Below are 19,235 nucleotides of genomic sequence, written 5' to 3' on the forward strand. Positions count from 1 at the left end.
CCCTTGACGGGTGAAGAGTCAGCAGTCAGGCCCCGCCCGCAACCCCGTCGGCGGCCATGTCCCGGTGGCCGGCGGGCTGCACTCGGTGGGGCTGTCGTACGCCCGTGAGCTGCGGGCCGAGACCGTGCAGGTCTTCGTCGCCAACCCGCGCGGCTGGGCCACCCCGGCGGGCAGCCCGAAGCAGGACGAGGCGTTCCGCGCGGCCTGCGCGGAGGGTTCGATCCCGGCGTACGTGCATGCCCCCTATCTGATCAACTTCGGCTCGCACACCGAGGCGACGGTGGAGAGGTCGGTGGAGTCGCTGCGGCACTCGCTGCGGCGCGGCCGGGAGATCGGGGCGCTCGGGGTGGTGGTGCACACCGGGAGCGCGACCGGCGGCCGGGCCCGGGACGTGGCGCTGAAGCAGGTACGGACGCATCTGCTGCCGCTCCTCGACGAGCTGACCCACGACGACGACCCGTTCCTGCTCCTGGAGTCCACCGCCGGGCAGGGCGCCTCGCTCTGCTCGCGGACCTGGGACTTCGGCCCCTACTTCGAGGCGCTGGACGCCCATCCGAAGCTGGGTGTCTGCCTGGACACCTGCCACATCTTCGCCGCCGGGCACGACCTGACCGGGCCGAGCGGGATGCACCAGACCCTGGACCTGCTGGTGGCGACCGTCGGCGAGGGGCGGCTGAAGCTGATCCACGCCAACGACTCGAAGGACGTCGTCGGCGCGCACAAGGACCGGCACGAGAACATCGGCGCCGGGCACATCGGCGAGGACCCGTTCCGTGCGCTGATGACCCACCCGGCGACCGCGGGCGTACCGCTGGTCATCGAGACGCCCGGCGGCAAGGAGGGGCACGCGGCGGACGTCGAGCGCCTCAAGCGGCTCCGGGACGGCTGACACCCGCCACGGTCGGCTCAGAGTTCCGGGCCGTCCCCCGGGCCCTCCTGGTAGGAGTAGCGCTGCTCCCGCCAGGGGTCGCCGATGTTGTGGTAGCCGCGCTCCTCCCAGAAGCCGCGGCGGTCGGCGGTCATGTACTCGACGCCGCGGGCCCACTTGGGGCCCTTCCAGGCGTACAGGTGGGGCACGACCAGGCGGACCGGGAAACCGTGCTCGGCGGTGAGGAGTTCGCCGTCCTTGTGGGTGGCGAAGACGGTGCCCTCGGCGGCGAAGTCCGCGAGGCGCAGGTTGGAGCTGAAGCCGTACTCCGCCCAGACCATCACATGGGTGACCTCGGGGGCGGGTGGCGCGAGCTCCAGGACGGTCCGCGCCGGGATCCCGCCCCACTCCGCGCCGAGCATGCTGAACTTCGTCACGCAGTGCAGGTCGGCGACCACGGTGGCGTACGGCAGGGCCGTGAACTGCTCGTGGTTCCAGATGCGCGCGCCCCCGTCGGCGGTGGCGCCGAAGACCCGGAACTCCCAGCGCTCGGGCCGGAACCTGGGCACCGGGCCGTAGTGCGTGACCGGCCAGCCGCGCTGCAACCGCTGCCCCGGCGGAAGCCCGGCTCCCGCGGTTTCCCGAGACGCGTGTTCCACCGGATGACCCATGCCTTCCATCCTGACAGACCACGGGCAGTGCACCTGACCAGGCAGACCACACAAAGATCTGCAAATCGCTCAACTGGCACCAGGCATGCACTTACTTACTAAGTCCGCACTTACTGGACGATCTTCGGTGCCGGTGCAATCATGCGCCGCAGACGTCCCATCCGTCCGGTACGGAACCCACGCGGAAGGAGCCTCTGCGATGCAGGGCGACCCCGAGGTCATCGAATTCCTCAACGAGCAGCTCACCGGCGAGCTCACCGCGATCAACCAGTACTTCCTGCACGCGAAGATGCAGGAGAACTTCGGCTGGTACAAGCTCGCGAAGTACACCCGGCACGAGTCGTTCGACGAGATGAAGCACGCCGAGGTGCTCACCGACCGGATCCTGTTCCTGGAGGGGCTGCCCAACTACCAGCGGCTGTTCCACGTCCGTGTGGGGCAGACCGTGAAGGAGATGTTCGAGGCCGACCGGCAGATCGAGGTGGAGGCGATCGACCGCCTCAAGCGCGGGACCAAGGTGATGCGCGACAAGGGCGACATCACGTCCGCGAACATCTTCGAGGACATCCTGAAGGACGAGGAGCACCACATCGACTACCTCGACACCCAGCTGGAGCTGGTGGAGAAGCTCGGCGAGGCGCTCTACATCTCGCAGCTCATCGAGCAGCCCGAGAGCAGCTGAGCGCCGGGCCTCAGGCCGCTTCGTCGAGCGCGGAGGCCGCCTCGCCGGCGTCGACCGCGGCGAGCACCGGGCGGCCCTGGTCGGCCGGCTCTCGGCGGGGGCAGGCGCCCCGGCCCAGAATCGCCTGGATGCGACGGACGCACGAACCGCAGTCCGTGCCCGCCTTGCAGGCGGACGCTATCTGGCGGGGGGTGCAGGCGCCGTCCGCGGCGTGCCGCTTGACCTGGCTCTCGGTGATGCCGAAGCAGCTGCAGACGTACACGCGGTTCACCTCCCGACAGGATGGGTCTCTTCACTGCTGCCATCCCGTTTTCCGGTGAGGCAAACCTAACCTTACCCATCCCTGGGGAACCGCAAAAGTGCGAGGGGCGCGGATCCGGTGTGATCCGCGCCCCAGAGCACTGCCGGGAGCCCTACTGGTCCCGGTACATCTCCGCGACCAGGAAGGCCAGGTCGAGGGACTGGCTGCGGTTCAGCCGCGGGTCGCAGGCCGTCTCGTAGCGCTGGTGCAGGTCGTCGACGAAGATCTCGTCGCCGCCGCCCACGCACTCGGTGACGTCGTCACCGGTGAGCTCCACGTGGATGCCGCCCGGGTGGGTGCCGAGGGTCTTGTGGACCTCGAAGAAGCCCTTGACCTCGTCGAGCACGTCGTCGAAGCGGCGGGTCTTGTGGCCCGAGGCCGCCTCGAAGGTGTTGCCGTGCATCGGGTCGGTCACCCAGGCCACGGTGGCACCCGAGGCGGTGACCTTCTCGACCAGCTCGGGGAGGTGGTCGCGGACCTTGTCCGCGCCCATCCGGACGACGAAGGTCAGCCGGCCCGGCTCGCGGTCCGGGTCGAGGCGGTCGATGTACCTGAGCGCGTCCTCGGCGGTCGTCGTCGGACCGAGCTTGAGACCGATCGGGTTGCGGATCTTCGAGGCGAACTCGATGTGCGCCCCGTCCAGCTGCCGGGTGCGCTCACCGATCCACACCATGTGCGCCGAGACGTCGTACAGCTTGCCGGTGCGCGAGTCGACCCTGGTCAGGGCGGACTCGTAGTCCAGCAGCAGCGCCTCGTGCGAGGAGAAGAACTCGACCGTCTTGAACTCCTCCGGCTCCGCGCCGCAGGCCCGCATGAAGTTCAGCGCGTTGTCGATCTCTCGGGCGAGCTGCTCGTAGCGCTGGCCCGACGGAGAGGACTTCACGAAGTCCTGGTTCCAGGCGTGCACCTGGCGCAGGTCCGCGTAGCCGCCGGTGGTGAAGGCGCGCACCAGGTTCAGCGTCGAGGCGGAGGCGTTGTACATCCGCTTCAGCCGCTCGGGGTCCGGGATGCGCGAGGCCTCGTCGAAGTCGAAGCCGTTGACGGAGTCGCCGCGGTAGGTCGGCAGTGTCACCCCGTCGCGGGTCTCGGTCGGCTTGGAGCGCGGCTTGCTGTACTGGCCGGCGATCCGCCCCACCTTCACGACGGGCACCGACGCGGCGTACGTGAGCACCGCACCCATCTGGAGGAGCGTCTTGAGCTTGTTGCGGATGTGGTCGGCGGACACCGCGTCGAAGGCCTCGGCGCAGTCGCCGCCCTGGAGAAGGAACGCCTCTCCCTTGGCGACGGCCGCCATCCGGGCGCGCAGCTGGTCGCACTCGCCCGCGAAGACGAGCGGCGGATACGACTCCAGCTCCGCAACGACTGCGCGCAGAGCCTCGGGGTCGGGGTACTCGGGCTGCTGCGCCGCGGGCAGGTTTCGCCAGGTGTTGCCAGCGCCAAGGCTGGTCTTAGCGTTCACGGTCACCTCGTAAACATTACGGGGTCGTGTCGCCATATTTTCCTCCGGCTCGACTGGTGAGACACAGCGATTGTCCTGTGGACAGGGCGGTTGGTGGGGTAGGGTTTTCCGCATGTTCGCGCATTCGACCCAGAACTGGTGGTGGACCGCTTCTCCGGCGGCCCACTGACTGCGCGTACGCAAGACTTCGCGAAGGCCGCCCGGAGGGGCGGCCTTCGGCGTTCCCGGGGCCGTTCCTCTCCCACCTGTCTCACCTGACAAAGGACGCAGAGGAACCATGGACCTGCAACAGCTGCTCGCCGACGACCGACCCTTCGCCCTGCTCCGGCGCCGCACCCCTGGCCACGACGAGAGCACGGTGGAGGTCCTGGTCGGTCCGGTCACCGCCCACGACCGGCTCGCCGACCTGCCCGAGGAGGCGCTCGCCCTGATCCCGTACCGGCAGATCCGGGAGCGGGGGTTCGACGTGCGGGACGACGGGACGCCGCTGCTGGCGCTGACCCCGACGGTGGTAGGTCACATTCCACTGGACGAGGCCCTCGCGACCCTCCCCGCCCACGACGTCCGCGTCGAGGCCGGGGGCTTCGACGTCGACGACGACGCGTACGCGCGGATCGTCGGCCGGGTGCTGCGCGAGGAGATCGGCCGGGGCGAGGGCGCGAACTTCGTGATCCGGCGGACGTACGAGGGCGAGATCCCGGGCTTCGGACGCGCCGACGCGCTGGCCCTGTTCCGGCGGCTCCTGGAGGGCGAGCGGGGCGCGTACTGGACGTTCGTCGTGCACACCGGGGACCGGACCCTGGTCGGCGCGAGCCCGGAGGTGCACGTCCGGGTGTCCGGCGGCACGGTGGTCATGAACCCGATCAGCGGCACGTACCGCTATCCCGCCGAGGGCCCCACCCCCGAACATCTGCTCGGCTTCCTCGCCGACGGCAAGGAGATCGAGGAGCTGTCGATGGTCGTCGACGAGGAGCTCAAGATGATGTGCACGGTGGGCGACATGGGCGGAGTGGTGGTCGGCCCGCGGCTGAAGGAGATGGCGCACCTCGCGCACACCGAGTACGAGCTGCGCGGCCGGTCCTCGCTGGACGTGCGGGAGGTCCTGAAGGAGACCATGTTCGCCGCGACCGTCACCGGGTCCCCGGTGCAGAACGCCTGCCGGGTGATCGAACGGCACGAGGTGGGCGGCCGGGGTTACTACGCGGGTGCGCTGGCCCTGCTCGGCCGGTACGCGGGTGGCGGGCGGGAAGAACCTGCCGGCGCCCAGACCCTGGACTCCCCCATCCTGATCCGCACCGCCGACATCGACGCGGACGGCCGGCTGCGGGTTCCCGTCGGCGCCACGCTGGTGCGCGGCTCGGACCCGGCGAGCGAGGTCGCGGAGACGCACGCCAAGGCGGCGGGTGTGCTGGCGGCGCTGGGGGTACGACCGTCACGGCCGCGGGGCGAGGAGACGCGGCCCCGGCTGGCGGACGACCCGCGGGTGCGGGCCGCGCTGGACGGGCGGCGGGCCGCGCTGGCGCCGTTCTGGCTGCGGATGCAGGAGCGGACCGGCGAACTGGCCGGGCACGCGCTCGTGGTGGACGCGGAGGACACGTTCACGGCGATGCTCGCGCATGTGCTGCGGGCCGGCGGACTCGACGTCACCGTCCGGCGCTACGACGAGCCGGGGCTGCGGGCGGCCGTGCTCGCGCACGAGGGGCCGGTGGTGCTCGGCCCCGGGCCCGGTGACCCGTCCGACCTGGACGATCCGAGGATGCGGTTCCTGCGGGAGCTGACGGCGACCGTGATCCGGGAGCACCGGCACGGGGTGCTCGGCGTCTGCCTCGGGCACGAGCTGATCGCGGCGGAGCTGGGGCTGGACATCGTCCGCAAGCAGGTCCCCTACCAGGGGACGCAGACGGCCGTTGACCTGTTCGGGCGCCCGGAGACGGTCGGCTTCTACAACAGCTTCGTGGCCCGCTGCGACGGGGAGGCGGCCCGGGAGCTGGCCGCGCACGGCGTGCAGGTGAGCCGGGCGGACAACGGCGAGGTGCACGCCCTCAGGGGCCCCGGGTTCGCCGGGGTGCAGTTCCATCCCGAGTCGGTCCTGACCCTGAACGGGGCCGCGATCGTACGGGAGTTGGTGGGACAGCTGCGTGGTACCGGCACGGTTCCGGCTTGAGTTTCGGGTGCGGCCGGCGGGGGCTGGTCGCGCCCACGCGGCGGAGCCGCATGTCGAACACGGCCCCGCGCGCCGTCACGGTGACCGTGACGGCGCGCGGGCCGAGGAGAGGCGGCCGACGGCTGTCAGCCGAAGAACACCCCGACCTCCTCGTAGAGCTTCAGGTCGACGGTCTTCAGCTTGGCCGTGGCCTCCGCGATCGGTACCCGGACGATGTCGGTGCCGCGCAGCGCGACCATCTTGCCGAAGTCCCCGTCGCGGACGGCGTCGACGGCGTGCAGGCCGAAGCGGGTGGCCAGCCAGCGGTCGAAGGCGCTGGGCGTGCCGCCGCGCTGGATGTGCCCGAGGACGGTGGTCCGGGCCTCCTTGCCGGTGCGCTTCTCGATCTCCTTGGCCAGCCACTCGCCGACCCCGGAGAGCCGGACGTGCCCGAAGGAGTCGAGGGACCCGTCCTTGAGGACGACCTCCCCGTCCTTGGGCATGGCGCCCTCGGCGACGACCACGATCGGCGCGTACGACGCCTTGAAGCGGGAGGTGACCCAGGCGCACACCTGGTCGACGTCGAAGCGCTGCTCGGGGATGAGGATGACGTTGGCGCCGCCGGCGAGGCCGGAGTGGATGGCGATCCAGCCGGCGTGCCGGCCCATCACCTCGCAGACCAGGACCCGCATGTGGGACTCGGCGGTGGTGTGCAGCCGGTCGATGGCCTCGGTGGCGATGCCGACCGCGGTGTCGAAGCCGAAGGTGTAGTCGGTGGCGGACAGGTCGTTGTCGATGGTCTTCGGGACGCCGACGACGGGGACGCCGTACTCGTCGGTGAGGCGCGCGGCGACGCCGAGGGTGTCCTCGCCGCCGATCGCGATCAGCGCGTCGACCTCCAGTTTGGCGAGGTTGTCCTTGATCCGGCGGATGCCGTTCTCCTGCTTGAGCGGATTGGTGCGCGAGGAGCCGAGGATGGTGCCGCCGCGGGGCAGGATGCCGCGTACGGCGGGGATGTCGAGGCGGACGGTGTCGCCTTCGAGGGGTCCGCGCCAGCCGTCCCGGAAGCCGACGAAGTCATAGCCGTACTCCTGCACGCCCTTGCGGACGATGCCCCGGATGACGGCGTTGAGCCCGGGGCAGTCGCCGCCTCCGGTCAGTACTCCGACCCGCATGGAAATGTCCCTTCGCCGCGGTTGCCTGGTGAGGGTCACGCTAGTGGTGATCCAGGTCACACAGGGATGGGCGGGAAGGGCAATTCCGGTGAATTGTCGGGCGGTTGGTTTACGCGCCGCCCGAAGATCAGATCAGATCAGTCGTCGTCTCAGTCGTCGTCGAGCCCGGCCTCTATCGCGTACCGCACCAGCTCCACCCTGTTGTGCAGCTGGAGCTTGCCGAGGGTGTTCTGCACGTGGTTCTGGACCGTGCGGTGGGAGATGACCAGGCGCTCGGCGATCTGCTTGTAGCTCAGGCCCTTGGCGACGAGGCGCAGCACCTCGGTCTCGCGGTCGGTGAGCCGGGGCGCGTCGGGCCGGTCGGCGTCCGCGGCCGGGGCGGGCTCGGAGGCCAGCCGGCGGTACTCGCCGAGGACCAGTCCGGCGAGGCCGGGCGTGAACACCGGGTCGCCGACGGCGGTACGCCGGACCGCGTCGAGCAGTTCCTCGGTCGAGGCGGACTTCAGCAGATAGCCGGTGGCGCCGGACTTCACCGCCTCCAGGACGTCGGCGTGCTCCCCGCTCGCCGACAGGACCAGGACCCGCAACGCCGGGTTGTGGCCGACGAGTTCCTTGCAGACCTGGACGCCGGGCTTGGCCGGCAGGTTGAGGTCCAGGACGAGGACGTCGGGCGCGGCGGCCTTGGCGCGGCGCACCGCCTGGTCGCCGTCCCCGGCGGTGGCGACCACCTCGAACCCGGACTCGGCCAGGTCCCGGGCGACCGCGTCCCGCCACATGGGGTGGTCGTCGACCACCATGACCTTGATGCTCATCGCCGCTCCGCCTTCCCCGGGGAGACCCTCGGTACCGTCAGCTCCACTTCCGTGCCCTGCCCGGGGACCGAGAGCAGCTCGGCGCTGCCGCCGAGGTCGCGCAGCCGCCCCCGGATCGACTGGGCCACCCCGAGCCGCCCCTCCCCCTCGGCCTGGGCGAGCCGCCCCTCCGGGATGCCGGGGCCGTCGTCCCGTACCGTCACCACGACCTCGCCGGGCTCGTCCTCGACCAGGATCCAGGCCCGTGCCCCGTCCCCCGCGTGCCTGCGCACATTGTCCAGGACGGCACCGACAGCGGCGGCGAGTTCCCGCGCGGCGCCCGGTGGCAGCTCCACCGGCGCGCCGGGCTCGGCGAGGCTGACCCGGGACCCGGCATACGGCGCGAGCAGGGCGCGCAGGTCGACCGGGCCGCTGTCGTCCGGCTCCTCGACCAGGCGCACGACGGCGCCCTGGGCCTCGTCCTCCGAGAGCCTTGAAGGGGGCACCAGGCCGCCGGAGACCAGCATCCGCAGGGCCACCTCCTGCTCCCCGGCCAGCCGGCCCAGCTCCCCCGCCTCGCCGCCGAGGACCGCGCCGCGCCGCTGCACCATGGCGAGCACCTGGAGCACGCTGTCGTGGATGTCCCGGGCGAGCCGCTCGCGTTCCCGGGTGGCCGCCTCGATCTCCAGGGCGCGGGCGAGGGTGCGCTCGGAGGCGCGGGCGACCTCGACGACGTACCCGATGGCGATGGAGGCGACCCAGACCAGGATCACGTTGTGGACGGTGTCGCGGGCCGGGTGGCCCCGCTCGGCCAGGTTGGCGGCGGCGACCGGCGTGGAGGCGAACGCGGCCCAGCGCCAGCCGCCCTTGAGGGCGTAGGCGAGGACCGAGCCGGCGGTCCATATCGACGGCAGGGTCGGGCCACCCCGGTCGATGTGGCCCTGGGTGACCACCCAGGGGGTCAGCAGGATGCCGGTGAGCGCGATGGCGAGGTCGACGGCGAGGAAGCGCTTGGTGCAGGCCGCCGCGCTCTGCACGCGGGGCAGGGTCGCCAGGGTCCAGACGGTCAGGACGGCGTAGTAGGCGATGGCGGCGCCCACCCGGTCGTACTCGTCGTAGGCCGAGGCGAACAGGCCGATCGCGTACAGCAGCGTCAGCACGCGGTAGCCGGTGAGGGCACGCCACAGGGGCTGCTCGACCGACATCCGTATGACGCGTTCCCGCTTGCTCATGTCCCCCCGGTCCCCCTGCTCGTCCCCCGGTCGCCGGTCTAGGACTCGGCGGCCTTCTTCTCGGCCCTCGCCGCGTCCTTCTCGGCCTTGGCGGCCTCCGCGATCTGCCGTTTGGCGGCCGTCGCGTAGATGTCCACGTACTCCTGGCCGGAGAGTTTCATGATCTCGTACATGACCTCGTCGGTCACCGCGCGCAGCACGAACCGGTCGTGCTCCATGCCCTGGTAACGGCTGAAGTCCAGCGGCCTGCCGATCCGGATGCCCGGCCGCATCAGCTTGGGCATCACCTGCCCCGGCGGCTGGATCTTCTCCGTGTCGATCATGGCGACCGGGATCACCGGGGCGCCGGTCGCGAGCGCCACGCGCGCGAGGCCGCCGGGCTTGCCCCGGTAGAGACGGCCGTCGGGCGAGCGGGTGCCCTCCGGGTAGATGCCGAACAACTCGCCGCGCTCCAGCACGTCTATGCCGCTCTGCACCGCGGCCTCGCCGGCGCCGCGCGCGCCGGAGCGGTCCACCGGGAGCTGGCCGACGCCCTTGAAGAAGGCGGCCGTGAGGCGGCCCTTCACGCCGGGCGTGGTGAAGTACTCGGCCTTCGCGATGAAGGTGACCTTGCGGTCCAGCACCGCGGGCAGGAAGAACGAGTCCGAGAAGGACAGGTGGTTACTCGCCAGGATCGCCGGGCCCTCGGCCGGGACGTTCTCCAGGCCCTCCACCCAGGGCCTGAAGGTGACCTTCAGCGGTCCCCCGATAGCGACCTTCATCGCGCCGTACAACAACCGAGTGCCTCCTGTTTCCGTGGATCAGACCTTAACCCGGAGCGCCGGGAATGGGCCCGACGACCCTGGTCGGTGTCAGTGCCGTCGCGTACGGTGAAGCACAACCGAAGTCGTCGTCCGTGCCTCACTCAGTTCCGCCCCCTCTCATGAATTGGAGACCGAAGGTGCCGGTTCTCCCCGGAGCCGAGCCGTTCCGCCATGACGGCGGGGAGGTCGGCGTCCTGCTCTGTCATGGTTTCACCGGCTCGCCCCAGTCGCTGCGCCCCTGGGCCGAGCACCACGCGGCACACGGCCTGACCGTCTCCGTGCCCCTGCTGCCCGGGCACGGCACCCGCTGGGAGGACATGCAGGTCACCGGCTGGCAGGACTGGTACGCGGAGGTGGACCGCGAGCTGCGGCTGCTGCGCGAGCGCTGCTCCCGGGTGTTCGTGGCCGGCCTGTCCATGGGCGGCACCCTGGCCCTGCGGCTGGCCGCGAGAAACGGTACGGGTGTGGAGGGCGTGGTGATCGTCAACCCGGCGAACAAGGTGCACGGCCTGTCGGCGTACGCCCTTCCGGTGGCCCGGCATCTCGTGCGCACGACGAGGGGCATCGCCAGCGACATCGCCAAGCCGGGCGCCGCGGAGACCGGGTACGACCGGGTGCCGCTGCACTGCGCGCACTCGCTGCGGAACTTCTTCCGCCAGGTGGACAAGGAACTGCCGCAGGTGACCCAGCCGCTGCTGCTCCTGCGCAGCACCCGGGACCACGTGGTTCCGGCGGTCGATTCCGCCCGCATCCTGAGCCGGGTGTCCTCCACGGACGTAACGGAGGTCGTGCTGGAACAGAGTTACCACGTGGCGACGTTGGACCATGACGCGGACCGGATCTTCGAGGAGAGCCTCGCCTTCATCGGCCGGCTCGCACCCAGTGTCGGCAAGGAAGGGACGGCCGCAGTTGGCTGAGCACGACTCCGACCGCGAGGACCGCGAGCCGGACGAGACGGGGGTGCCCTTCGACGAGGAGGCCGCCTGGGCGGCGATCGTCGCCGGGTACGGCGACGAACCGCCGGACCCGCCGGGCACGTCGCCCTACAAGCCGGTGAAGGATCTCGCGCTGCCGGCGATGGAGGAGGACGAGACCGATCCGGCCGCCGAGGCCGCCGGGACCGGAGCCGGGGCGGCCGAGGAGCAGCGGCCCGTGCGGCCGCTGGGCAGTTCCGTCTCCTTCGCGCCCGGCGTGGGCGGCCCGCGTGACTACACGGCGCCGGAGCCGTCCGAGGATGACTTCGACGAGGACGACGAGGGGCACTTCGTGCCGCCCGAGCCGCCGCCGCTGCCGGAGGCCGACACCACGGCCAAGTTCGCCTGGCTGGGCGTGGCGGGCGGGCCGGTCCTGCTGCTGCTCGCGGTGCTGCTGGGCTGGGACATGACCTGGTGGCTGGCGACGCTGGGCATCGGCGGCTTCCTCGGCGGGTTCGTGACCCTGGTGACGAGAATGAAGACCGACGACGACGAGGACGGCGACCCCGGGCGGGGAGCCGTCGTCTGACCGGTCCGCTGCCGCCCGAGGGCCCGTCCGGAACCACTGCCGGACGGGCCTTCGCGTTGCCCGGCGCGCTCTCGGCCTCGCCGGGCTGCTGAAGCCGGTCCGGTGATGCCGGGATGGGAGGGGCCGCGGCCGGCGGCGGGGGCGGGGGACGGCGGGGACCCTGAGGGCGGTGCCTCTCGACGCCGTCAGGCCGCGGGCACCCGAAGTGCGGCCAGCACGGGCAGGTGGTCCGTCGCCCGCGCGAGGTCCGCTTCGGCCACGCCTGGCTGGTCCAGGGGCACGCCGCAGCCGAGTACCTCGATGCCCTTCGTCGCGAAGACGGCGTCGATACGGCGGTGGGGCGCGTCGCGGATCCAGGTGTGCTCGCCGCCCCAGGGGGCCGCGGCACGGCAGTCCTGGAAGGCGTCGGCCAGGCGGCGGAAGGTACGGCCGTCGGGAAGGTCGTTGAGGTCGCCGCCGGCGATGGCGTGCTCCACGCCCATGCCGGCGACCCGGTCGAGGAGCATGCCGCCCTGCTCGTAGCGCTCCTCCTGCTGGAGGCTGAGGTGGAAGCTGGTGACGCCGAGGCGGGCACCGCCGAATCGGACGACGGCGGTCGCGAGGCCGCGGCGGTGCAGGCCGGGGGTGAGGGGGAGGAGGACGTCCTCGGTGCGCTCGACGGTGGCGCGCAGATCGCAGAGGATCGCCGGGCCCGCCGCGGTGGCGCCCCCGGTGAGGATCACCAGCCCGGATGCCGAGGCGAGGCGGGCGAGCTTCTTGCGCCAGCGGAAGAAGCGGGGTGCTTCCTGGACCAGGACCAGGTCGGGGGCGCAGGCGGTGATCACCCTCGCCAGGGCCTCGGTGTCGTCCCGCATCGAGCGGATGTTGTAGCTGAGGACGCGGATGACGGCGGAACCGTCGGGCTCGGTGTGGGAGTTGGGGAGCGACGCCATGTGGATCAATGTACGCGGCGCGGGAAAGGACCGCGCGCCCAATACCTCGGGGCGCGAGGTTTGTGCGCGACTGCCGGTTGTGTGTGGCTTGTCGCGCAGTTCCCCGCGCCCCTGGGGGGGTTGCGGTTGCCGCATCCCGAAAGCGCACGGCGTTACATGATCGGGTCGGGCTCTCTCGCCAGGTCGGCCGCGCCCACCAGGCCGGCCTCGTTGCCCAGCTGGGCCGCGATGACGTCGGCCACCGGGCGCCAGTTGCCGCCTACCAGCCAGCGCTTGTAGGACTTGCGGATCGGGTCCAGGACCAGTTCGCCCTCGTCCGAGAGGCCACCGCCGACGATGAACGCGGAGGGGTCGAAGAGGGAGGCCAGGTCGGCGAGGCCGGCGCCGGCCCAGCGGGCGAGCTCGCGGTAGGAGTCGACGGCGACCGGGTCGCCCTGGCGGGCGGCCATGGAGATGTGCTTGCCCTCGATGCCGTCGGGGGTGCCGTCACCGAGGCCGAGCAGGATCTCCGCGTGCTCGGGGGTGGCGTTGGCGCGCTGCTTGGCGTACCTGACCAGGGCGCGGCCGGAGGCGTACTGCTCCCAGCAGCCCTGCGAGCCGCAGCCGCACAGCAGCCCGTCGGGGACCATGCGGATGTGCCCGAACTCGGCGGCGACCCCGAAATGCCCGCGGCGCAGCTTGTTGCCGATGATGATGCCGCCGCCGAGGCCGGTGCCGAGGGTGATGCAGATGACGTTGCGGTGGCCCTTGCCGGCGCCGAACTTGTACTCGCCCCAGGCGGCGGCGTTGGCGTCGTTCTCCACGACCACGGGGAGGCCGACGCGGGCCTCGACCTCCTCCTTCAACGGCTCCTGGCGCCAGTCGATGTTGGGCGCGAAGTAGACCGTGGAGCGCTGCCGGTTCACGTAACCGGCGGCTCCGATGCCCACGCCGACGATCTCGTGCCCGGCGCGGGCGCCCTCTACGGCGGAAGCAATGGCGTCCACGATGCCCTCGGGCGTGCCCGGGGTCGGCACCTTGTGGGTCGAGAGGATGTTGCCTTCCTCATCGACCACGCCGGCCGCGATCTTCGTGCCGCCGATGTCGACGCCGATGGTGAGTCCCATGAATCCCTCAGTTTCGGTCGAGCCCCGCTACGGCCAACCGTACCCGAGCCCCTGTCGTCGGGTTCCCGTCGTCCGCCCGGAGCCCGGCAGGCGGGAACCCGGCGACAGGACCTCAGGAGGGCATTCAGTCGAGATCGATGCGCTCGCCCGGGCCGGTGCCCTCGCCCTTGTCGTCGCCGCCGGAGGTCCAGCGGGTCTCCGCGGTCTGGACCGCGGAACGGTAGGCGGCGAGGAGTTCGCTGCCGGCCGCGGCCAGGTGGTCGAAGACGTCCGGGTTGCGCTCTATGACGGGCTCGACGGCGTTCTTCGCCTGCTGCACGACCTGCCGGACCACCTGCTGGGCGGCGGGTCCGGCGACCGCCCCGAGCAGCGGGGTCTGGATGCCGGAGAGCTTGTCGGCGACGGCGTCGACGAGTCTGCGCAGCTCCTCGGCGGCCGACCCGGGGGGCGGGCCGTACTGGGCGCGGCGGCGGGCCTTCTCGGCCTCCAGGTCCTCGGCGCAGGCGGTGGCCCAGGCGTCGTCGTCCGTCGCCCGTACCTCGTCCGCGGCCTCGGAGGCGTCAGCTGTGGGGCGCTCTTCGCTCATGACGGACTCCTGACTACGGTTCGTCTCTACGACGTTACCCGAACGGGCGTACCGGTTTCACCGTCAGCGCGGCCACAGCGCCGGGTCCGGCGCGAACCGCAGCCGCAGCTCGCCGTCGCGCAGGGCGGCCCCCGCGACGGTGCAGCGGCGCAGGGCCGACGGGAGGGCGACGATCCGGCGGAAGCCGCCCACGGTGATGACGACCTCGTCGCCGCGGCGGACGAGGTCGAGGTCGTCCCGTATCGCGCCGGGCAGCGGGATGTGCCAGACGAGGACGCCGTCCGCCTCGATCCGGTCGGCGACGGGCCACTCGACCGGGGCGGGCGTGGTGTTGACACCGGGCACGGCGAGCGCGGCGAGGTCGTCGGTGCCGCGCGGGTCGTGGCCGAGGTGGGCGACGGGGGTGACGTCGTACGCCTCCCCCCACTCCGCGAGGGCTTTGCGCTGCTGGGCGACGAGGGCGTGCAGAGGGGTGGCCTCGGGCAGCACGCGGTTGGCGACCAGGGTCGCGGCGGGCAGGCCGCGCAGGGCGAGGCCGAGGCGGGCGGCGCGCACGGCGTCGGCGCCGGCCGGGCCGGGTTCGGCGACCAGGCGTACGGCGGTGCGGCGGTCGGCGAGGACGGCCTCCACGGCGGCCAGCTCGGCGTCCCAGCGGGCGGCGGTCTCGTAGAGCCAGTCGGCGGGCATCGGGACGCCGGCGAGGCGGCCGAGGACGGGGCGCAGGGCGCGGGCCGCCTGCCGCTCGGACGGGAGCAGGCGGCGCAGGTAGCGGCGGAGCTCCTCGGCGAGGGAGAGCAGGCCGAGTGCCTGGGGGGCGGGCGGCAGGTCCACGACCAGCAGCTCGTACCGCTCGCAGAGGGCGGCGTCGCGCAGGGCGCGGAGGAAGGAGAGCTCCTCGGCGCCGGGGAGGGGGGTGAGTTCCTCGGCGTCCAGGCTGGAGGCGCCGAGGAGGTCGAGGACGTTCGCGGCGCGGCTCTGGAAGGCGGTGAGGTCCTCGCGGAAGCGGGCGGCCGCGTCGGGGCGCCAGGCGGTGAGGGTGGGGGTGAGACGGGTGGGCTCCGCTCCTGTCGCCGCGCCCAGGACGGTGCCGAGGGTGTCCGTGCGGTCGGCGCTCAGGACGAGGGTGGGGGTGCCCTCGGCTGCGGCGCGCAGGGCGGTGGCCGCGGCGACGGTCGTACGGCCGCTGCCGCCCGGGCCGGTGATCAGGATGGTGCGCATGAGGGTGAACCGTAACTGAAGCGGGCCTCGCTTGATCGGTACCCGGCGCTGGGGGGCCGGGGGGGCGCTTACCGGCGCTGGCAGGGTGCCTCCCCCAGCCTTCGGCCGGGGGACCCCCAGCGCCCACCCGTGCCGCCCCGCGGCACGACTGCCCGCAGCTGTGCAGGAGGCGGCTGAAGAGCGCCCCGTCAGGGGCGCGGGGAACTGCGCGGCCGGCCACCGCGGACCCGCACCCGGGCGATCACGCGTACCCCCGCGACGCGTCCCTACCTCACTTCTCCCCCGACTCGACCCTCTTCTTCAGTCCGGCCAGCGCCCGGTCGATGATGACCTTCTCGGCCTTCCTCTTGATCATGCCGAGCATCGGGATCTTCACGTCCACGGTCAGCGAGTACGTGACCTCGGTCGAACCCGCGCCCGCCGGCTTCAGCAGGTACGAGCCGTCCAGGGAGCGGAGCATCTGGGACTTCACCAGCGTCCAGGAGACCTCGTTGTCGCCGGTCCAGGTGTATCCGAGGACCTGGTCGTCCTTGATCGCGCCGGCGTCCATGACCAGGCGGACCTGCTCGGCACGGCCCTGGGCGTCGGTCTTCAGGACCTCCGCCTCCTTCACTTCGCCGGTCCAGTCCGGGTAACGGCCGAAGTCGGCGATGACCGCCATGACGTCGGCCGGGGCCGCCTCGATCGTGATGTTCGAGCTGGTGTGTTCCGCCATCGCCGTGGCTCCTCCAGATGCGGGCCGGTGGGACCGGTGGGACCGGTAAAGGGGTCGGCGTGCGCGGGCGTGCGCACACGCGTGCCGCGTGAAGGCTACCGCGCGCCCGACCAGCCGACTTCACCCCCTGTCCTGGTCCGTCACCATTCCAGCGCCCAGGGCCGGCCGGTACCGGCGAAGTGCCCGACGTTCACGCACTCGGTGGCCCCGATCCGCATCCGCTTCACCAACGGCTGGTGGACATGCCCGAAGAGCGAATACCGGGGGCGGGTGCGGCGGATGGCGTCCAGCAGCGCCCGGCTGCCCCGTTCGAAACGGCGCGCGACGGTGTCGTACACCAGCTCCGGTACCTCGGGCGGGATGTGCGTGCAGAGCACGTCGACCTCGCCGAGCGCCTCGATCTTCGCCGCGTACTCCTCGTCGGAGATCTCGTAGGGGGTGCGCATCGGGGTCCGCAGTCCGCCGCCGACGAAGCCGAAGACCCACCCGCCGATCTCGACCCGCTCGCCGTCCAGAACGGTGGTGCCCGGGCCCGCGTACTCCCGCCACAGCGGCGGCATGTCGACGTTCCCGTAGGTCGCGTACGTCGGCGTCGGGAACGCCGCGAACATCTCGGCGTACTGCTTGCGCACCGCCTTCTCGATCGCCGTCGCCCGGTCCATGGCGATCCCGCCCCACAGCCGGGCGCCCAGCTCCCGCGCCTCCTCGAAGCGGCGGGCGGTGCGCAGTTCGACAAGGCGGTCGGCGTTCTCGACGCCGAACAGGTCGGGGAAGATGCCGCGGGAGTGGTCGGCGTAGTCGAGGAAGAGGACGAGGTCGCCGAGACAGATCAGGGCGTCGGCGCCGTCGCCGGCTCTGGCCAGGTCACGGACGTTGCCATGCACGTCGCTGACCACGTGGACGCGGGTCCTTCGGGTGCCGGAGGGTGTGGCTGCCATGGTGATCAAGGGTAGGCCTGTGCGGCAAACGTGAACAGGCGGTGGGCGGGCCTGCGGTTACTGGTCAGTCACTAAGGCCGTGGACTACCGTACGCGAAGGAACACCAACCTGTGTGACGCACCGAACATCTCGCCGGGACCCCCTGTCGAAGAAGCCATACCGGCGGGTAACGTCCGGGCAGTCCAGTCGTGCTCAGGATTTCAACCAACGGATCTTCCAGCCCGTGGCGAGCCCTGAGCACCTGCCCGAGCCTTGGACCGCACCGTCGCATCGCACAACGTCGTGGCGCCGGCGCCCTATGAGGAGCAGCAGTCTTGCGCGAGTTCAGCCTTCCGGCTTTGTACGAGGTCCCCGCGGACGGCAATCTGACCGACATCGTCCGCAGAAACGCCGCGCAGCATCCGGACGTCGCCGTCATGGCCCGCAAGGTCGGGGGTGTCTGGCAGGACGTGACCGCCACGGCCTTCCTGGCCGAGGTGCACGCCGCCGCCAAGGGCCTCATCGCCTCCGGTGTCCAGCCGGGCGACCGGGTCGGCCTGATGTCCCGGACCCGTTACGAGTGGACGCTCCTCGACTTCGCGATCTGGAGCGCCGGCGCGGTCACCGTGCCGGTGTACGAGACCAGCTCGCCGGAGCAGGTGCAGTGGATCCTCAGCGACTCCGGCGCGACCGCCTGCATCGTGGAGCTCGACAGCCACGCGGCCGCCGTCGAGTCGGTGCGCGAGACGCTGCCCGCCCTCAAGCACGTCTGGCAGATCGAGGCCGGCGCCCTGGAGGAACTCGGCGGACTCGGCCAGGGCGTCACCGACGCCACGGTCGACGAGCGCAGCTCGCAGGCGAAGGCGGACGACCCGGCGACCATCGTCTACACGAGCGGTACGACCGGCCGCCCCAAGGGCTGTGTCCTCACCCACCGCGCCTTCTTCGCCGAGTGCGGCAACATCGTGGAGCGGCTGCGGCCCCTGTTCCGCACCGGCGAGTGTTCCGTCCTCCTCTTCCTGCCGCTCGCGCACGTCTTCGGCCGGCTCGTGCAGATCGCCCCGATGATGGCGCCGATCAAGCTGGGCTGCGTCCCGGACATCAAGAACCTCACCGACGAGCTGGCCGCGTTCCGGCCGACGCTGGTCCTCGGCGTCCCCCGCGTCTTCGAGAAGGTCTACAACTCGGCGCGCGCCAAGGCGCAGGCGGACGGCAAGAGCAAGATCTTCGACAAGGCGGCCGACACCGCGATCGCGTACAGCAAGGCGCTGGACACCCCGTCGGGCCCCACCCTCGGCCTGAAGATCAAGCACAGGACCTTCGACAAGCTCGTCTACAGCAAGCTGCGCGCGGTGCTCGGCGGCAAGGGCGAATATGCGATTTCCGGCGGCGCCCCCCTTGGCGAGCGTCTGGGCCACTTCTTCCGCGGTATCGGCTTCACGGTCCTGGAGGGCTACGGCCTGACCGAGTCGTGCGCGGCGACCGCGTTCAACCCCTGGGACCGGCAGAAGATCGGCACGGTCGGGCAGCCGCTGCCGGGCTCGGTGATCCGGATCGCGGACGACGGCGAGGTGCTGCTGCACGGCGAGCACCTGTTCAAGGGCTACTGGAACAACGAGGCCGCGACCGCCGAGGCGCTGGCCGACGGCTGGTTCCACACCGGTGACATCGGCACCCTCGACGAGGACGGCTACCTCGGGATCACCGGCCGCAAGAAGGAGATCATCGTCACCGCGGGCGGCAAGAACGTCGCCCCGGCCGTGATCGAGGACCGGATCCGGGCGCACGCGCTGGTCGCGGAGTGCATGGTGGTGGGCGACGGGCGGCCGTTCGTGGGCGCGCTGGTCACCATCGACGAGGAGTTCCTGGGCCGCTGGGCGGCCGACCACGGCAAGCCGGCGGGTGCCACCGCGGCGTCGCTGCGTGACGACCCGGATCTGAACGCTGCGATCCAGGCCGCTGTCGACGACGGCAACGCCGCGGTGTCGAAGGCGGAATCGGTGCGGAAGTTCCGCATTCTGTCCTCCCAGTTCTCGGAGGAGTCGGGCCACCTGACGCCGTCGCTGAAGCTCAAGCGCAATGTGGTGGCGAAGGACTACGCGGACGAGATCGAGGCCATCTACCAGAAGTAG

Annotated in this window: 20 protein-coding genes; 7 read left to right on the forward strand and 13 right to left on the reverse strand. The window is 71.6% G+C overall.

What is annotated here, in order from left to right; translation table 11 throughout:
* The first annotated feature begins 10 nt into the window (after positions 1–10).
* Positions 11–889 (forward strand): deoxyribonuclease IV, encoded by an 879-nt coding sequence (locus OHB00_RS14345; protein WP_406434883.1) that lies wholly within the window; start codon positions 11–13, stop codon positions 887–889.
* A gap of 17 nt (positions 890–906) precedes the next feature.
* Here OHB00_RS14345 and OHB00_RS14350 read toward each other — a convergent pair whose 3' ends face one another.
* Positions 907–1,539: a sulfite oxidase-like oxidoreductase gene (locus tag OHB00_RS14350; protein WP_406434885.1), complete on the reverse strand. Its 633-nt coding sequence runs from the start codon at positions 1,537–1,539 to the stop codon at positions 907–909.
* Between the two features lie 199 nt (positions 1,540–1,738).
* Between OHB00_RS14350 and bfr the strand changes: the two genes are divergently transcribed.
* The gene (gene bfr / locus OHB00_RS14355; protein WP_406434887.1) at positions 1,739–2,221 is read left to right on the forward strand and encodes a bacterioferritin; all 483 of its coding nucleotides are present in this window, start codon (positions 1,739–1,741) and stop codon (positions 2,219–2,221) included.
* A 10-nt stretch (positions 2,222–2,231) separates the two neighbouring features.
* Here the strand turns inward: bfr and OHB00_RS14360 are convergent, their stop codons facing one another.
* Positions 2,232–2,492, reverse strand: coding sequence for a bacterioferritin-associated ferredoxin (locus tag OHB00_RS14360; protein WP_406434889.1), 261 nt, complete (start codon positions 2,490–2,492; stop codon positions 2,232–2,234).
* A gap of 142 nt (positions 2,493–2,634) precedes the next feature.
* Positions 2,635–3,987, reverse strand: coding sequence for a class II 3-deoxy-7-phosphoheptulonate synthase (locus tag OHB00_RS14365; RefSeq protein WP_406434891.1), 1,353 nt, complete (start codon positions 3,985–3,987; stop codon positions 2,635–2,637).
* 106 nt (positions 3,988–4,093) lie between these two features.
* On the opposite strand from OHB00_RS14365, the gene OHB00_RS14370 reads away from it, so the two are divergent.
* Together OHB00_RS14370 and OHB00_RS14375 are read left to right on the forward strand one after the other, a co-directional pair.
* Positions 4,094–4,150, forward strand: coding sequence for a trp operon leader peptide (locus OHB00_RS14370; RefSeq protein ID WP_071659820.1), 57 nt, complete (start codon positions 4,094–4,096; stop codon positions 4,148–4,150).
* A gap of 108 nt (positions 4,151–4,258) precedes the next feature.
* Entirely contained in the window at positions 4,259–6,145 is a 1,887-nt protein-coding gene (locus tag OHB00_RS14375; RefSeq protein ID WP_406434893.1) for an anthranilate synthase family protein, read from the forward strand.
* Between the two features lie 125 nt (positions 6,146–6,270).
* Here the strand turns inward: OHB00_RS14375 and OHB00_RS14380 are convergent, their stop codons facing one another.
* From OHB00_RS14380 to OHB00_RS14395, 4 genes are all read right to left on the reverse strand, one after another.
* On the reverse strand, positions 6,271–7,299 hold the full coding sequence (locus OHB00_RS14380) for a 6-phosphofructokinase (protein WP_406434895.1): 1,029 nt from the start codon (positions 7,297–7,299) through the stop codon (positions 6,271–6,273).
* A gap of 149 nt (positions 7,300–7,448) precedes the next feature.
* Positions 7,449–8,111, reverse strand: a complete 663-nt coding sequence (locus OHB00_RS14385; RefSeq protein ID WP_383714583.1) for a response regulator — start codon at positions 8,109–8,111, stop codon at positions 7,449–7,451.
* On the reverse strand, positions 8,108–9,322 hold the full coding sequence (macS, locus tag OHB00_RS14390; RefSeq protein ID WP_406434897.1) for a MacS family sensor histidine kinase: 1,215 nt from the start codon (positions 9,320–9,322) through the stop codon (positions 8,108–8,110). Before macS ends, OHB00_RS14385 begins: the two co-directional genes overlap by 4 nt.
* Before the next feature lie 38 nt (positions 9,323–9,360).
* Positions 9,361–10,083, reverse strand: a complete 723-nt coding sequence (locus tag OHB00_RS14395; RefSeq protein ID WP_406434899.1) for a lysophospholipid acyltransferase family protein — start codon at positions 10,081–10,083, stop codon at positions 9,361–9,363.
* A 179-nt stretch (positions 10,084–10,262) separates the two neighbouring features.
* Here OHB00_RS14395 and OHB00_RS14400 point away from each other — a divergent pair, with 179 nt between their 5' ends.
* Both OHB00_RS14400 and OHB00_RS14405 read left to right on the forward strand, forming a co-directional pair.
* Positions 10,263–11,042: an alpha/beta hydrolase gene (locus tag OHB00_RS14400; protein ID WP_406434901.1), complete on the forward strand. Its 780-nt coding sequence runs from the start codon at positions 10,263–10,265 to the stop codon at positions 11,040–11,042.
* On the forward strand, positions 11,035–11,628 hold the full coding sequence (locus OHB00_RS14405) for a hypothetical protein (RefSeq protein ID WP_406434903.1): 594 nt from the start codon (positions 11,035–11,037) through the stop codon (positions 11,626–11,628). Before OHB00_RS14400 ends, OHB00_RS14405 begins: the two co-directional genes overlap by 8 nt.
* A 185-nt stretch (positions 11,629–11,813) precedes the next feature.
* Here the strand turns inward: OHB00_RS14405 and OHB00_RS14410 are convergent, their stop codons facing one another.
* The 6 genes from OHB00_RS14410 to OHB00_RS14435 all read right to left on the reverse strand — a co-directional run bounded on the left by OHB00_RS14410 (position 11,814) and on the right by OHB00_RS14435 (position 17,123).
* Positions 11,814–12,560, reverse strand: a complete 747-nt coding sequence (locus OHB00_RS14410) for an endonuclease/exonuclease/phosphatase family protein (RefSeq protein ID WP_406434905.1) — start codon at positions 12,558–12,560, stop codon at positions 11,814–11,816.
* 152 nt (positions 12,561–12,712) lie between these two features.
* Positions 12,713–13,666, reverse strand: a complete 954-nt coding sequence (locus OHB00_RS14415; protein ID WP_406434907.1) for an ROK family glucokinase — start codon at positions 13,664–13,666, stop codon at positions 12,713–12,715.
* A 124-nt stretch (positions 13,667–13,790) separates the two neighbouring features.
* Positions 13,791–14,252 (reverse strand): DUF5304 domain-containing protein, encoded by a 462-nt coding sequence (locus OHB00_RS14420; RefSeq protein WP_406434909.1) that lies wholly within the window; start codon positions 14,250–14,252, stop codon positions 13,791–13,793.
* Between the two features lie 63 nt (positions 14,253–14,315).
* A complete protein-coding gene (locus tag OHB00_RS14425; RefSeq protein ID WP_406434911.1) occupies positions 14,316–15,470 on the reverse strand; it encodes an ArsA family ATPase in 1,155 nt (384 codons plus the stop codon).
* A 271-nt stretch (positions 15,471–15,741) separates the two neighbouring features.
* The gene (locus tag OHB00_RS14430) at positions 15,742–16,185 is read right to left on the reverse strand and encodes an SRPBCC family protein (RefSeq protein ID WP_093503999.1); all 444 of its coding nucleotides are present in this window, start codon (positions 16,183–16,185) and stop codon (positions 15,742–15,744) included.
* A gap of 140 nt (positions 16,186–16,325) precedes the next feature.
* On the reverse strand, positions 16,326–17,123 hold the full coding sequence (locus OHB00_RS14435; RefSeq protein ID WP_406434913.1) for a metallophosphoesterase: 798 nt from the start codon (positions 17,121–17,123) through the stop codon (positions 16,326–16,328).
* Between the two features lie 315 nt (positions 17,124–17,438).
* On the opposite strand from OHB00_RS14435, the gene OHB00_RS14440 reads away from it, so the two are divergent.
* Positions 17,439–19,235 (forward strand): AMP-dependent synthetase/ligase, encoded by a 1,797-nt coding sequence (locus OHB00_RS14440; protein WP_406434915.1) that lies wholly within the window; start codon positions 17,439–17,441, stop codon positions 19,233–19,235.

Origin of the sequence: Streptomyces sp. NBC_00631 (assembly GCF_045206895.1) — a bacterium.
Taxonomy (GTDB): Bacteria; Actinomycetota; Actinomycetes; order Streptomycetales; family Streptomycetaceae; genus Streptomyces.

Excerpts from the sequence above, each read along its gene's own strand:
- OHB00_RS14350 (WP_406434885.1), bottom strand. The coding sequence starts at position 1,539 with ATGGGTCATCCGGTGGAACACGCGTCTCGGGAAACCGCGGGAGCCGGG.
- bfr (WP_406434887.1), top strand. The coding sequence starts at position 1,739 with ATGCAGGGCGACCCCGAGGTCATCGAATTCCTCAACGAGCAGCTCACC.
- OHB00_RS14375 (WP_406434893.1), top strand. The coding sequence starts at position 4,259 with ATGGACCTGCAACAGCTGCTCGCCGACGACCGACCCTTCGCCCTGCTC.
- OHB00_RS14380 (WP_406434895.1), bottom strand. The coding sequence starts at position 7,299 with ATGCGGGTCGGAGTACTGACCGGAGGCGGCGACTGCCCCGGGCTCAAC.
- OHB00_RS14385 (WP_383714583.1), bottom strand. The coding sequence starts at position 8,111 with ATGAGCATCAAGGTCATGGTGGTCGACGACCACCCCATGTGGCGGGAC.
- macS (WP_406434897.1), bottom strand. The coding sequence starts at position 9,322 with ATGAGCAAGCGGGAACGCGTCATACGGATGTCGGTCGAGCAGCCCCTG.
- OHB00_RS14395 (WP_406434899.1), bottom strand. The coding sequence starts at position 10,083 with ATGAAGGTCGCTATCGGGGGACCGCTGAAGGTCACCTTCAGGCCCTGG.
- OHB00_RS14410 (WP_406434905.1), bottom strand. The coding sequence starts at position 12,560 with ATGGCGTCGCTCCCCAACTCCCACACCGAGCCCGACGGTTCCGCCGTC.
- OHB00_RS14415 (WP_406434907.1), bottom strand. The coding sequence starts at position 13,666 with ATGGGACTCACCATCGGCGTCGACATCGGCGGCACGAAGATCGCGGCC.
- OHB00_RS14420 (WP_406434909.1), bottom strand. The coding sequence starts at position 14,252 with ATGAGCGAAGAGCGCCCCACAGCTGACGCCTCCGAGGCCGCGGACGAG.
- OHB00_RS14425 (WP_406434911.1), bottom strand. The coding sequence starts at position 15,470 with ATGCGCACCATCCTGATCACCGGCCCGGGCGGCAGCGGCCGTACGACC.
- OHB00_RS14430 (WP_093503999.1), bottom strand. The coding sequence starts at position 16,185 with ATGGCGGAACACACCAGCTCGAACATCACGATCGAGGCGGCCCCGGCC.
- OHB00_RS14435 (WP_406434913.1), bottom strand. The coding sequence starts at position 17,123 with ATGGCAGCCACACCCTCCGGCACCCGAAGGACCCGCGTCCACGTGGTC.